Annotated in this window: 15 protein-coding genes and 1 pseudogene; 6 read left to right on the top strand and 10 right to left on the bottom strand. The window is 52.6% G+C overall.

The window, feature by feature from the left end:
• Window position 1 precedes the first annotated feature (1 nt).
• Complete coding sequence (locus ACTJJN_RS01475; RefSeq protein ID WP_440780895.1) at window positions 2–724, bottom strand: amino acid ABC transporter permease; 723 nt, start codon at window positions 722–724, stop codon at window positions 2–4.
• 66 nt (window positions 725–790) lie between these two features.
• Complete coding sequence (locus ACTJJN_RS01470; protein ID WP_440780778.1) at window positions 791–1,702, bottom strand: amino acid ABC transporter substrate-binding protein; 912 nt, start codon at window positions 1,700–1,702, stop codon at window positions 791–793.
• 221 nt (window positions 1,703–1,923) lie between these two features.
• Between ACTJJN_RS01470 and ACTJJN_RS01465 the strand changes: the two genes are divergently transcribed.
• Together ACTJJN_RS01465 and ACTJJN_RS01460 are read left to right on the top strand one after the other, a co-directional pair.
• On the top strand, window positions 1,924–2,838 hold the full coding sequence (locus ACTJJN_RS01465) for a LysR substrate-binding domain-containing protein (protein WP_440780776.1): 915 nt from the start codon (window positions 1,924–1,926) through the stop codon (window positions 2,836–2,838).
• Window positions 2,839–3,106: 268 nt separating this feature from the next.
• Window positions 3,107–3,712: a GNAT family N-acetyltransferase gene (locus tag ACTJJN_RS01460; RefSeq protein ID WP_440780774.1), complete on the top strand. Its 606-nt coding sequence runs from the start codon at window positions 3,107–3,109 to the stop codon at window positions 3,710–3,712.
• A gap of 83 nt (window positions 3,713–3,795) precedes the next feature.
• Here ACTJJN_RS01460 and ACTJJN_RS01455 read toward each other — a convergent pair whose 3' ends face one another.
• Entirely contained in the window at window positions 3,796–3,999 is a 204-nt protein-coding gene (locus tag ACTJJN_RS01455) for a hypothetical protein (RefSeq protein WP_440780772.1), read from the bottom strand.
• Window positions 4,000–4,272: 273 nt separating this feature from the next.
• On the bottom strand, window positions 4,273–4,614 hold the full coding sequence (locus tag ACTJJN_RS01450; RefSeq protein WP_440780771.1) for a hypothetical protein: 342 nt from the start codon (window positions 4,612–4,614) through the stop codon (window positions 4,273–4,275).
• A 122-nt stretch (window positions 4,615–4,736) separates the two neighbouring features.
• Between ACTJJN_RS01450 and ACTJJN_RS01445 the strand changes: the two genes are divergently transcribed.
• Window positions 4,737–5,030, top strand: a complete 294-nt coding sequence (locus tag ACTJJN_RS01445) for a hypothetical protein (protein ID WP_440780769.1) — start codon at window positions 4,737–4,739, stop codon at window positions 5,028–5,030.
• Between the two features lie 479 nt (window positions 5,031–5,509).
• Here the strand turns inward: ACTJJN_RS01445 and ACTJJN_RS01440 are convergent, their stop codons facing one another.
• The 3 genes from ACTJJN_RS01440 to ACTJJN_RS01430 all read right to left on the bottom strand — a co-directional run bounded on the left by ACTJJN_RS01440 (window position 5,510) and on the right by ACTJJN_RS01430 (window position 7,087).
• The gene (locus tag ACTJJN_RS01440; protein WP_440780768.1) at window positions 5,510–6,238 is read right to left on the bottom strand and encodes a metallophosphoesterase; all 729 of its coding nucleotides are present in this window, start codon (window positions 6,236–6,238) and stop codon (window positions 5,510–5,512) included.
• A 75-nt stretch (window positions 6,239–6,313) separates the two neighbouring features.
• A complete protein-coding gene (locus ACTJJN_RS01435; protein WP_440780767.1) occupies window positions 6,314–6,709 on the bottom strand; it encodes a DUF6957 family protein in 396 nt (131 codons plus the stop codon).
• A gap of 3 nt (window positions 6,710–6,712) precedes the next feature.
• Window positions 6,713–7,087 (bottom strand): hypothetical protein, encoded by a 375-nt coding sequence (locus ACTJJN_RS01430; protein ID WP_440780766.1) that lies wholly within the window; start codon window positions 7,085–7,087, stop codon window positions 6,713–6,715.
• A 227-nt stretch (window positions 7,088–7,314) separates the two neighbouring features.
• Between ACTJJN_RS01430 and ACTJJN_RS01425 the strand changes: the two genes are divergently transcribed.
• Window positions 7,315–7,800: an XRE family transcriptional regulator gene (locus ACTJJN_RS01425; RefSeq protein ID WP_440780765.1), complete on the top strand. Its 486-nt coding sequence runs from the start codon at window positions 7,315–7,317 to the stop codon at window positions 7,798–7,800.
• A gap of 216 nt (window positions 7,801–8,016) precedes the next feature.
• Here ACTJJN_RS01425 and ACTJJN_RS01420 read toward each other — a convergent pair whose 3' ends face one another.
• Window positions 8,017–9,678, bottom strand: coding sequence for a hypothetical protein (locus tag ACTJJN_RS01420; protein ID WP_440780764.1), 1,662 nt, complete (start codon window positions 9,676–9,678; stop codon window positions 8,017–8,019).
• 285 nt (window positions 9,679–9,963) lie between these two features.
• Window positions 9,964–11,616, bottom strand: coding sequence for an NAD+ synthase (locus ACTJJN_RS01415; RefSeq protein WP_440780894.1), 1,653 nt, complete (start codon window positions 11,614–11,616; stop codon window positions 9,964–9,966).
• A gap of 306 nt (window positions 11,617–11,922) precedes the next feature.
• Between ACTJJN_RS01415 and nadE the strand changes: the two are divergent.
• Window positions 11,923–12,237: pseudogene (nadE, locus tag ACTJJN_RS01410) on the top strand (NAD(+) synthase); the annotation flags it as partial.
• Between the two features lie 82 nt (window positions 12,238–12,319).
• Here the strand turns inward: nadE and azu are convergent.
• Entirely contained in the window at window positions 12,320–12,769 is a 450-nt protein-coding gene (gene azu, locus ACTJJN_RS01405; RefSeq protein ID WP_003249580.1) for an azurin, read from the bottom strand.
• Window positions 12,770–13,118: 349 nt separating this feature from the next.
• On the opposite strand from azu, the gene ACTJJN_RS01400 reads away from it, so the two are divergent.
• A complete protein-coding gene (locus tag ACTJJN_RS01400; protein WP_003249578.1) occupies window positions 13,119–13,706 on the top strand; it encodes a TIGR00730 family Rossman fold protein in 588 nt (195 codons plus the stop codon).
• The last annotated feature ends 28 nt before the right edge of the window (window positions 13,707–13,734 follow it).

Below are 13,734 nucleotides of genomic sequence, written 5' to 3'. Positions count from 1 at the left end.
GTCACCTCCCCACTCTAAAGCCTGGTATGGCCAGCTTTCGTTCAATCGCGCGCATTCCAAATGCAACCAGAATGTTCGTAACCAAGTACAAAACCGTAGCCAATGTGAAAGCCTCGAATACCTGAAAAGTGAACTCCTGCATCGCACGTGTTCTTGCGGTGAGCTCCAACAGACCAATAGTTAGAGCAACGGAAGTATTTTTTACGGTATTTAAAAACTCAGAGGTTAGCGGCGGCAATATAATTCGGAATGCCATCGGCAACAATACGTATCGATAAACCTGTGCGGTAGTTAGCCCTATCGCAGTACCTGCAAACTTCTGTCCTCGCGGTAAAGATCCTAAGCCCGCGCGCAGCTGCTCAGCTACACGAGCTGACATGTAGAAGCCTAGAGCAAACACGGTCGTCCAGAATGGAGCATCAGGAAGATTTTTCAACCAGAGCCCCATTTCTTGTGGCACTAATTCCGGAAGGACAAAGTACCAAAGAAATATTTGCACTAAGAAAGGGATGTTTCGAAACAACTCCACATAACCACTTGCAAATGCTTGCCCTACTTTAGATGGTAATGTCCTCAAAACTCCAACCACCAAGCCTAATACAAGCGCGAGGCACCAGGCGGCGAGAGCGGTAGTGATCGTAACTCTAAGCCCCATCAGAAGCAGATTTAGATACGTCCCCGACCCATCTAGCGACTCTTGAAGAAATACAGACCAATTCCACATGTAGTTCACAAACTAATCCTCCTTTAAGGACAGTTTTAATGACTATTTAGTCACGACCAATCAGTGTTATGGCAGATAGGATGCCGAATCGGCAGAATCGGAAGGTGTCTTGAACGCTTTTGCAAGTGCAGGGCTAAGCTGTACGCCCAAATTCAATCCACGCGGAGGTATAGGTTGGTTAAACCACTTATTATAAATTTCTTGCATCTGAGTGCTTTGATAAAGCTTTGCTGTGGCTTCGTTCACAAAGCCCTTAAACTGCTGATCACCTCGACGGATCATGATTGCGTATGGTTGAGGAGCTGAGAACGCTTCAGAAGAGATGGAGTAGTCTGATGGATTTCGTGAACCCGCCACGAGCGATGCCAGCAGAATATCATCCATTACAAATGCTGAAGCACGACCAGTATCTAGCATCAAAAACGCTTCAGCATGATCGTTCGCTGCGACGATTTTTATACCGAGCTTTTGTGCGACGTTCGTCCTACTCAGCTCCTGGATATTCGCAGTTCCAGATGTAGACACTACGGTTTGACCAGCCAGATCCGCAATTGTATTTAAATTGCTAGATTTTTTTGACACAAATCTATTTGCTGTCAGGAAGTAAGTATTTGCGAATGCAACCTGATTTTGACGTTCAACCGTATTGAATGTCGACCCGCATTCCATGTCCACAGTGCCATTTGCGATAAGAGGAATTCGAGACGCTGAAGTAACAGGATTAAATTTCGTCTGCAGATTTTGAACCTGCAGTTTTTCCTTCAACTCCTCAACGACCTTAAGACAAATATCAACTGCATATCCAACCGGCTTTTGGTTTTCATCAAGATATGAAAACGGTAACGACGAGTCACGGAACCCAATCGTAACCACACCGGTATCTTTAATTTTCTTTAGGGTACCAGTCAATTCTTCAGCGGATACTGCTGTTGAAGCAACCGCAAGGAGCAAGGCGAGGTTGACCGCTTTCTTTAGCATTATAGGTTTCCTCAATATTCTGATATTGGAATTGTTTTATTTTTCGTATTTACCACGTTCCTAAATCAAATTTCTGTAAAACCGCCCGGCCTGCTACCAGACCTCTCCTTGACACTTCTCTGTCGTCCTTGCCCTATAATAAATGCGGTGCGATGATGCTCGTCAAATGCATTATCGCGCCTACTCTATAACGTAATGTTATGGCCTTTACGGAGAGATTCATGCTCAAGCATCGACAAATTGAGGCGTTCCGGGCAATCATCATTGGAGGATCCATGTCCACGGCGGCAGGTATAATGGGCATCACCCAGCCTGCAATCAGTCGGCTTATTAGGGATCTTGAGCATGAGACCCGACTGAACCTGTTCGAGCGTACTGGTGGGCGCCTCATCGCCACAGGCGATGCAATGGCCCTTTACCGAGAGGTCGACAGATCCTTCCAAGGCCTCGAACGCATACTCGATCTTGCACGTGATTTACGTGAAAGGCGTGGTGGTTCGTTACGTGTAGCCGCATTGCCAGGGTTGGCAAATGGCTTCTTACCTTCCTTCGCTGCGCGCTTTCTGGGGTCGCGCCCAAACCTCAACATGTCTCTGCATGGGATGAACTCACACTTTGTGCTTGAGTGGGTCAATAGCGGTCAGTGCGATCTAGGCATTGTCGAGAACACCCAAATGCCAGGTGTGAAAGTGGAGGATTTACCCCCATGCGAAATGGTTGCAGTTCTACCAATTAATCATATATTGGCTGATCGGGATTACCTAACCCCAGAAAACTTCGACTCCGAAGATTTCATATCACTCATCAAACCATCAGTCATGCATGTCATGGTGGATAGCATAATGAGAGATCGAGGCATCATCCGCCGTATAAAGGCAGAAACTCCTTTATCGATGATAGCTTGCGGCATGGTCTCAGCAGGTTTTGGAGTGTCGATTGTCGATCCATTCACGGCAGACAGATATTCCTCATCCCTTGTAATAAAACCTCTCCAACCCGCAATTTCTATCAACTGGAGTATCATCCTCCCCACTCACATCAAGGCTTCCACTATCACGAACGAATTCGTATCTGAATTCAAAGCTGCATTCGGTGAGTTCTTAAACGATTTTAAACCTTTGAAGCTAGGCAGTTAGGGCTCCGTGACAGGCCTGGTTAGCATTACGCTAAAAAGGCATCCAAGCACGCAAAAGGCTGCTGAGCAGCTCTAGGAAGATCCCATCTCGTGGGGAGGCTAGAGGTAGCTCATTGTGAGGCGCTACTCTCCTCTAACGGAGCGCCTCACCCTCGCGCCTGCTACAAGGCTCTACTCTGCGACACAACAGCTAGAGGAGTTTTCCGGTTGAAGATTGGACGCCGAGGCCTCACCCAACATCGGTGACTTTGACCGGGCGCCGCTGCCGATTGGAGCCCCTGAACGCGGAAGCTCACGCTACTGATCTGTTTGAGGCCTATAACACTGCACCAGATGCCAGTGACTGGACTTACCTCTTTGTTGGCCCCTTCCAAAGCGCAGAGCAATACCGCGAGTACGCTGAGGTCGCAGCTAAAAGCACTGACCCTCGCCACTTCACCGTGATCGACTTGGCTACCGGTAAACCTGTCGGAACACTCGCTCTGATGCGCATTGATCCAGCACAGGGGGTGATCGAGGTTGGGAGCGTTACCTTCTCGCCGCTGCTCAAGCAATCAGCGCTTTCGACCGAGGCACAATACCTACTGATGGCCTACGCCTTTGACGAGCTTGGTTACCGCCGTTACGAATGGAAGTGTGATGATCTGAACCTACCTTCCCGCAAGGCAGCAGATCGACTCGGCTTCAAGTACGAGGGCACTTTCCGTCGAGCTGTGGTTTACAAAGGCCGCAACCGAGACACCGCCTGGTACTCGATCATTAAGGAAGAATGGCCTGAAATCAAAGAGGCCTTTAATGCTTGGTTAAGCGCGGATAATTTTGACCAGGATGGTAAGCAGCAACGCTCCCTTACCTCGTTCAGATCAACCAACTGATCTGGTATTTGAGGAATAGTGTCCTGCCCAGAGCTCCGCATCCGTGTAGCTCTGGCATCACGTGTTTTTTATCTGAACCAGATTCAGCTGGTTCCAGCTTCATCATCTGAAATACGGACTTCACCAACCTGTCCGCAGCCCTTGTTATCCAGGATCAACTCGCCATCCGACTCGAGCATGACACCAAGCCACCTAGCACGCTTCATTTCGGACACTTCCATCGTGGAATTCTCTACCCTCCCAAACGCTTCATCAGCAAGGAGGGCTTCTCCCTCTACTTCGAACATCAGGCCGAGCCACCGAGCTCGCTTTATACCTGATACGTGAGCGAAAAAGCAGTTTTCGCAGAGATGCAGTTCGTACTCTTCACCGCTATGAGCTGTCCCGTTACCCCAAGCCGCCTGCAGGGTTCCGAATTGAAGATCGCCATCGCGCCCCCGTGTGGAACACCCACATCCGTCACACGTTACGTCGATAATGTCGTTGGGTTCACCTGGGTGCGACACCTTCAATTTGTACCCCCACGCCTAAGCCGCCTAATCAGGTTTCATTCCATACGCTCAGTGCTTGGCATTCGAATTCTCACGAGCACAGTCACCAGCCCAATCACACACGACATAGACGCTTCGGAGCGTTTGAACTACCAGAAAGCCATGAAGCTCTTGGGAGTCGAGGACGATTGATGTGATGATCGACGATCCATCCTCGAAGCGACGCTCTCGATCGCCGAAAACGATCCCTTTGAGGGATAGCTCACCGGCTCCATATCGCACACTCGACAAGAACCCCGTTATCTCGACCCCAAAGGAACGCTGCTTTGCCTTTGCCACGCTGCTTGGGATGGTGATCGCTGGTGTTTCCTCGACTGGACAGCTAGAGAGCGGTACACGGCTTTTGACCATATCAATCTCCTTGTCTGACCGTTACCACCGTTGACCTGAGTGATCCATGGCCGGGCTGTTAGCAGGCGAATGAATGAACGCGTGATAGCCTTGCCATCGCCCATTCCCTAGGAGAACCCTCCTTGAGCACTACCTCGCATACCGGCTATTACGCCTCCCTTGTCCATGCACCCGCTTTCGCCGACGATGCCACCGGCAAGCGTCAAAGCGAGTGTTGGGAGCGCCTCGTCGATGACATTCACGGCTCCACAACGGAGCATGACCTCTGCGTGGCGAGAGCCAAGGCAGACGGTTTCATCTTCGGTCTGGTCGAAGCAGGTCACCTCCGCCCAGACAGCGAAAGGGACTACGTCATACTGAGCAGCATCCAGCGCCGAAAAGGTTTCCTGCGGACACTGCTCTCGACCCTCAGTTGATAAAACCGTTCGCTTTTTCAGGCGCCCGCAAAGGCGCCTGGCTAAGACGCCGGAAGCGCTTCACGAGCGTCGGCAGTTGCGAGCATAGCCCTGAGCTCTGCCCTTCCACTCGTACGCTCGAAAGACGAAAGTACGTACTCACCACAATTCGTTGAAGCGACCCAAAACCGACCCACTTTCCGCAGCTCGAAGATCGGCATCGTCTGTAAGATGTAGCCAGTAACGTGCAGCTCAGCCGCGCCCGGATTGCCTTGGCCAAACACCACACCAACAGCGCACTCCGACGAGATGAACACATTGCCGAGGTAAGCACTGATCGGCACATCGTACGTCTGAGCCATGGCTCGAATGACTCTCTTCAGCTGAAAAGCCGAAAGCCCGTTCGAGTTGTACTCGGCTGTTTCATCTGACACTCGTACTAACCGCTCCTGCCCGTAAAACCACAACATCCCTTTTACTCCGCTCTGCCACTGACGCTATTAAATGTCGCAGATGAAATCTGCCGAAAAGCCCGTGTATTCGCCTGGATACCCGCGCGGATTCGATATCAACCGGCACCCGGAAACGACGGTGTCTACAGCGTGATGAGTGTGGCCAAAAATCCAAACGTCTGCCTTCGCCACCAGCTGAAACCACTCGTTGAAATACGCTGCTCCAAGGTGTCCTTCGTGCCCATCACCCGCGACCTCTTGGATCGGACAGTGATGGGTGACCACTACCGTTTTCCCGTCAAAATCCTTAGCGAGTTCTTCCTCCAAAAACTTCTTCGCTGAGATATTTCGGGCGATTAAATCGACGGGCCGGAGCTTCCTGAATCCATCCCCAAACCGAATGCACTGGAAGTCGTTCATCCTCTCCCAGCACTGGTACATCGCAAGCTTGTAATTCCCGGTCGACGTGAAATCTGTCCACGCCGTCGTGGCGAGGAAACGGACATCGCCAATGACCACGCACTGATTTTCTAGGACATGCACGTGCTCGGCTGCAGCCTGCTTCATCTTAATCAGCGAGCGGTCGAGATGGCCCCGGAAGTACTCGTGGTTCCCGCAGACGTAGATCACTGGACAATCAAAGGTGGCGTTCGCCCATGTCACTCCCCTCCCACGCACAGAGATGTCTCCGGCGAGCACGACCAGGTCGACGTCTAGCTTAGGTGGCTCGAACTCGGAGAACTCGTTGTGTAGATCGGAGTAGACCGCAATCTTCATACAGCGCTCCATAGGGTAGCGTCGCTACTCCCGGGCCAGTCCGAAGGACGACCGGGCTGCAAAATCTGCAAATGCTCAAGGACGAAATGACAACACCAACTCGAGTGATGCTTGCTTCCTGTATCCGTCCCCGACAAGCAGATAGATTGTGTTGCGAGTCTCGAACATCCATGGATGCTCATGCGAGACCGCATAGGTTGATCGAACCCAACTGCCGGGTACAAAACGCACTCGACTGTCGTGGATGACTTCATGAGCGAGCACGACCATCGGTGCGATTGCGCCCGGCAACGGCTCAACCTCATTCGGTGGGATTTCAACAATGAGCCAACGCTTTACAAGGCAGAACGCTTTTCCAGGAAACCGCTGATCTGCAGCTTTAACCAGCTCTGCTCTATCGCCAGTCCACCCATGGACAACCTCGCCGGCGCCGAAAAGAAACTCCATAGCGTCATCAAGGGACACGGACATCTCTTACCCCCTGGCGCTCGAAATAACTTGCCCGTCATGAGTGACGAACTCGTAGATCGGGGTCGCCTCCGTACCGTCTTTGATGCGGATCTCTGAGAGGAGCCTCATCGAGAACTCAGTCTGATTGGTCATCGCGGGTGGAGCGAGCAGCTGAACTTTGTTGACGCTCAGAAAATCGACTGAATCGCCCTTACACAACGAATCGACAGCCTCGACGCTCGAGACGATGCGCATAGAGGGCCCAAGGCATCCGTCGACGAAGCCACTCCCTTCTACGAGGAAATAGTAGGAATCTGCGTTCAGGCTCGCCGAGTCCCAGAGCAAACGCAGATGATCCGGCGCCAAAAACTGCCCTTGCAAGTCGGCTCGCTTAGTCACTAACACTACTCATACTCCGCATATTTCTCGGGCTGCAAGCTAGTGTTAAGCCCTTCAACAATTGATATAAATTGACACTTTTCCCGGACATTAACTGCAAAAACGCTGAATTTCCTGCGTTCCGGGATAGGTGAGGCACAATAGCACCGATTCACATTCCCTGACTATATTTCATAGATGTGAATTTCGCGATGTGGCCTTATCCTTCCCTTTACGCGGAAGTCTTGATGCCATCGCCCAACTCCTTAGCAGCGGTCTTGCGCACCGTGCGTGCTGCTCGTGGCCTCTCTCAAGAGCAGCTGGTGAAAACGCTAGACGCCCGACACTTGCACAACGTGGAGCACGGCTCTACGAACATGACGTTGAAGATGCTTGAAGGTATCAGCGGCCATCTGGACGTCGACCCTTTAGCACTGCTAGCAGCAGCATCGAGTTTCGACCGTCAGGAGACTTTTGAAGAGTTCATGGCCTACCTGTGGAGCGAGCTCCATAAGCTGCGTGATATGAGGGTCATGGAGAATGTGCCAGCGCAGTTCTCTGACGGCGTACTGATCCCGGCCAAAGGGGGTAAGCCAGCTACCTCCGCCGGCAAGATCAGAGCCGTGCTGGATTGCAAAGCTGAGGGACTGACACAGAAAGAGACCTCGGTGAAGTTAGGCATTCCGCCCTCGACGGTGCACAAGATTTGGCATCGGAAGGATGCTGATCGATAGGATTGAGATCTTCAGTTGAGGGAGTGGATGAAAGGCCGTCCAGCATTTCACAGCCTACATCCACTGCTCGCGACCTGGCTTTGGGCAGCCACGGATAGACGATACTGAATCGGCCTAGGCAAATTCATCCATACCCTCCTATGAGACCAACTCGACTCCACCGTGCTCATAATGGATACATCCCCTATCCGGCGCAGCCGGCTCTCGCTCTAGCCCTCAGTCATCTTGATGAGAGGCCTCGGAAACGTCGGCGAGCGCCTCGCCTACGCTCCAATTGTCATCAGGGTGAAGGAGCGTGGTAACCGCTGTATCTACCGTGGTGTGCACCTCAAATTTTGGCTTATCCTTAAACTCTAGATCCGTATAGAAAATATATTCTACATTCGTAAAAATCCTCGATAGGCGTGGTGCTTGAACTCCCTGACCAAACAGATTGAACTTCGTCCCATCAGGCTCTGAAATTCGGATCATCGCAAAAATGCCCTGCTTTTCGAGAGATTCAAACGTACACCTAGGGGTGTAATCAAATTCTCCCTTGCAGAGCATTTTTGGCTCTCGAGGACTAATCACCGGCCCGTCGAGCAGCTTATTGTACTTTCTCAGAATCTGGTAAATATCAGGGCTCATCTCTGTATCGACCATCACAATAGGTGCATCGCAGTTCGCAGCAACCTTCCGCGCTAACTCAAGGTAGTGAATCATCCAGTCAATCTGCGAATGGAACTCCTCACTGCCCTCAGCAGAGCGAGAGTCGTAGGGTACAAGCTGATTGTTCATCTCGAGCTCAAAAACCAACCGACCTGTCGACAGGTGTTTAGCCGCCTTGACCAACCGCGAGAAGCGCGGGAACTCCAAGATGTCCTTTCCGCGCCATGCATCGAGGGAGATCGAGATATCAAATTTGGTGTCTTGGCCATCATGGGAACAGTGTGCCCTGATATCCACGAGGCCCTCTAACGCAGCCCCCTCGAAAACCGTGCGCAACGTGCCGGAGGTGTAGTAGAACGTGAAGGTATCTACGAGCGTCTCACTTCCATCCTCGGTTCGAACATACAAGGTACCGGGCAATTCGCGCTTAGGCGCCCCCATTGTTAGCGTGCCTTTTTGGCCTCCCAGAACCTTGCCATGCAGTGCCTCAATCAGCCTGGATCCCTCCAACCTGAAGTGGTCACTCGGAATCACAAGCTCCCGGCCTTCCTCCAAGAGCGCTTTTTCCCCTGCCAGGTAGCCTTCGATCTTGTCCGTACCTTCGATGATCAGCTGGAGACTGACCTCTTCCGCTACAGGCTGAATGAAGTACTCGAAGCGATCGCCATGCTTGTTCACTTCGACGCTGAAGCGCGGATCCAAGTTCGCAAGACTCAGCTCGTGTCCTCTCATCAACTCGGCGACAGGTGCGTTCACAGGATCGGCGGACATATTCGAAAAGCGCTGTAGTAAGGCAATTGAGCCTTCGTCCACCGCAACCCTGACTTCCTTCTCCGTGAAGCTTTTCTGGTTGAGCTGCGCATTCGCTCTGATCTCAGCTGCGCGCTTCCATTCCTGGAGTTCCTCGACGCTGTAATTGCTTTGGTCTGCATCGATGAGCCTGGAGTGTGTCTGGCACATCCAGATTCCATTGTCGAAGTGCTTACGCTCATCTGAGGTCTGCTCAGGGTCATACCGGGGGCCTAGCGGTGCTGCAGCCTTGATATGACACGCAACCCCTAGGTTCACAACTCCATCACCCGAGGCGTTGGCACCGTGGGTGTGCACGAAGCAGCCAGGAAAAGCGCATACGTTCCCAGCGCTATCCCGCAGGCGCTGAACCGTGGTGCCAGTGAAGTCGTCGCGAATTCGCGCCACGCGCGGCTGCTTTTCTGATTTTGGCTTGCTCATGCACTTCCCCAAGGTAGCAGAAAACGAACGCGCAAATGATGCTAGGAAATCACCTGGATTGCGATGGTTTGACTGGAGGCGAGAATTGAGATGGCTTGGTGTCGTTCGACCCGTGGAGGGCCAATGCAGCCTCTGAGGCCGGCTCGGAGAGAAATCGGGAGAATTGAGACTCTTCGCCTGGCCCCATCTCGGATGGGGCTGGCTTACTGACTTACTTTTCTTACTGACTTACATTCTTGCTGACTTACTAGGTCTTACTGGGACTTACTTACGAAGACCTCGCAGTTATTCGCCAATACTCCACTTCGACGTAATTGGGTAACGACGATCCCTACCAAACCCTCTCTCAGTTACACGCGGGCCAACTGCAGCTTGACGTCGCTTATACTCATTGAGGTCAACGAGCCTAATAACCTTGTACACGACTTCTTTGTCGAAGCCTTCGTCAATGATGGCATCCGCTGAGTAGTCATGTTCAACATAAAGGCGCAAGATTTCATCCAAAACAGGATACGGTGGGAGCGAGTCTTCGTCTTTTTGATCAGGCGCAAGCTCTGCTGATGGCGGACGATCAATCACCCGCTGTGGAATTACGTATCCAAGCGTGTTCCTATACTCGCTCAACTTAAATACAAGCGTCTTCGGAACATCTTTCAAGACGTCGAAGCCACCAGCCATATCACCATATAGCGTCGCATATCCAACTGCCATCTCGCTCTTGTTACCGGTAGTCAGCACTAAGTAGCGCTTCTTGTTGGAAATCGCCATAAGAATCACACCACGGCAACGCGCCTGTAAGTTCTCTTCGGTGGTATCTTTAGCCAACCCTTCAAACTCAGAAGCAAGAGTAGCGAGGAACGCTTCAACCATAGGCTGAATTGGCATCACGCTATATTTCACGCCTAGCAAATCAGCTTCTTCTTTCGCGTCATCCTGACTCATTTGTGCTGTGTAGTGATACGGCATCATCACCGCTTCAACATTTTCAGCACCAAGAGCATCAACTGCGACAGCCAAACTCAAAGCCGAATCGATACCGCCAGACAGACCAAGTACGACACCTTTAAAACCGTTGCGTTGCACATAGTCCCTAACACCAGTTACCAGTGCCTGATAAACACTGGCCTCAATGCTCAGCAACTCCGACTTCTCAGCTGAGATCGGTGTAACTTTCTTACCATCGACTTCAAAGTCAACAACATGTAGGCCTTCTTCAAAGGCTGGAGCACGCTGAACAACCTTACCGCCTCCGTCAACTACAAAGCTGTTCCCATCGAACACAAGCTCGTCTTGGCCGCCGACTTGGTTAACGTAAACCATTGGAATCGAGCACTCACTTGCTCTTTCAGCCAATAGCTCTTCACGCTCAACCTGTTTTCCTCTATGAAACGGCGAGGCATTCAGAGTCAGCATAAGCTGCGCGCCGGCACTGCAAGCTTGACAAAGAGGTTCTGGGAACCAGATATCTTCACAAATACCCAGCGCAACCTTAACACCGAAAAGCTCAACTACGCAGGGCTCATTACCAGGCACGAAGTAGCGCTTCTCATCGAACACTCGATAATTTGGAAGCTGCTGTTTGTAGTAGCGAGCAACTTCCATACCATCCGCGAATATCCCGCAGCTGTTATAGCGATGACTCTGAAGTTCTTCGTGGCCAGATCCTTCGTCAACCCATGGGAAGCCCACTACGATCGCAATACCTTGAGCAGCGCTTTTAACTTGCTCTAAAGCTTTTTCAATCCGATGCTGCATGCTGGTTCGCAAGAGCAAGTCTTCTGGAGGATAGCCACAGAGAGTTAATTCGGGGAAAACGATAATTTGGGCATGGAGCTCATCACGGGCTCGCTTCGCCGCTTCGATGACCTTTTCAACGTTACCTTGAATATCCCCTACTCGGATATTCAGCTGAGCCATTACCACTCTCAAATTCTGCATGGTTCCTCCTATGCCTTGAGCGGGATGCAAGATGCAGTGCTGGGCCGGATGGGAGGGGTGGCGACCTGGTGGGGGTTTGGGCTTCAGGGTGAAGCTCATGGTGGCCATTTACTCTGAGGCAGGAGCGGCATCTTGCGATATACCTCCCCATTATGCCCTATCCTCATCGCCCCATTTCTAGGCCGGGAGTGGGCAGGTCAAAAAAATTTACACTTTTTTTGGGGTTGTGCAGTTGTGGTTTTTGCACAGCTGCCTACCCTATATATAAGCCTTACAGAGATGTGGATTGTGCACTTTATAGGGGGGCAGAGGGTAATGGGCTTCTTTACCAAGTTTGGTGATGGTGCCTGCGACCTGGCGCCGTTGAGTGGGCTGGTGAAGAATCAGGTGCGGGCGATTGCGCGCAGCTTCGGTGCGCCGGAGTCACTGGTGGAAAAGGTGCCAACGGCCGACCTCGAAGACCTGGAGCCGGGCAAGCCGGACGAGGCGTCACATGGCGTGACCTACGCGCAGATCGATGCCTTCCTGCATGGGCAGCCGGTTGACCAGGCAGCGTTCGACATCATCGTCGCCACCTACCGCAAGACCCAGCACAAGCGCGAACTGCCGTTCGCTCCTTGATAGGCGATAGAAAGACCTGTAGGAGCGGGNNGACGCATTCGCGGGTGAACCCGCTCCTACAGGGTTCGCCGTCAGCCTTTGATTACTTGACGATGACCTTGCCTTTCATCATCGAGATGTGGCCCGGGAAGGTGCAGAAGAAGCTGTAGTCACCACCGGCTTCCAGCTTGGAAGTGTCGAACTTCACTTCGGTTTCTTTCTCAGGCGCGCCGATCATCTTGGTGTGGGCGATGATCGCGGCGTTGTCAGCCTTCAGGTAGTCCTTATCCAGACCCTGGCTCATGCCTTCGGTGGCAATGGCCTGCATGTCGGCAGTCTTGCTGATCACCAGGTTGTGGCCCATGACGTTCTTCGGCAGGTTGCCAGAGTGGGTCAGTTTGACGGTGAATTCCTTGCAGCTCTTGTCGACAGTGAATTCCTTGCTGGTGTAGGACATCTGGTCAGTCGAGTCGACAGTGACCGAGCACTCGGCGGCGAAGACAGAAGCGCTGGCGAGGGTCAGCAGGGATACCGCTACAGCTTTCGCAAACATCATGAATCTCCTTGGCAGGGTTTTATCAATTGCGAGACTGCCTGAAACCGTTCAGCCCCTTGCTGATATGGGTCAAGGGGGTGTCAAGCGGTCAGCCAGTAGAATTGTTCAATGGATTGTATACAACCAATCTAAGGGCACATCATGCCCTTTTATTAGACGATGGGACAACCTCTCATTTAGGAGCAATACCAAATGCCCATCTCCAACTTCCTCAATAGCCTGCTCGCTGCCTACGCCCACGGCACCACAGGAGCCATCTGCGAATTCTCCCGACCAGAATGAACCCGGCCTTGGAAGCGACGGGCATGCGCCGTACCCTGTGCGCCTGAGTGACAGGAGATGAGCAATGCCCGTACGTTCCGTTTGTGTGTTCTGCGGCGCCAGCATGGGCGCCAACCCTGCCTACCGTGAAGCAGCCGTCGCGCTAGGCCAGGCCATTGCCCGCCGTGGCTTGACCCTGGTGTATGGCGGTGGCGCGGTCGGCTTGATGGGCGTGGTGGCCGACGCGGCCATGGCGGCCGGCGGCGAAGTGGTCGGGATCATTCCACAGAGCCTGCTGGACGCTGAAGTCGGCCACAAAGGCCTGACCCGCCTGGAAGTGGTGGATGGCATGCATGCGCGCAAGGCCCGCATGGCCGAGCTGAGCGATGCCTTCATTGCCTTGCCGGGAGGGCTGGGTACGCTGGAGGAACTGTTCGAAGTGTGGACCTGGGGGCAGCTGGGCTATCACGCCAAGCCACTCGGGCTACTGGATGTGAACGGTTTCTACGACAAGCTGGGCGGGTTCCTCGACCATATCGTCGAAGAAGGCTTCGTGCGCCCGCAACACCGGGCGATGTTACTGCTGGGGCAGCAGCCGGACGAGCTGCTGGACGGGATGGACAGCTTTGTGGCGCCGGTCGCGCCTAAGTGGGTCGACAAGCAGCCTGATTGAAGCTGAGACTTTTGGGACCGCTTCGCGG

The sequence above is a fragment of the Pseudomonas sp. 22515 genome (assembly GCF_052044625.1).
Lineage (GTDB): Bacteria > Pseudomonadota > Gammaproteobacteria > Pseudomonadales > Pseudomonadaceae > Aquipseudomonas > Aquipseudomonas alloputida.
This window is presented reverse-complemented; position numbering and strand designations above follow the sequence as displayed.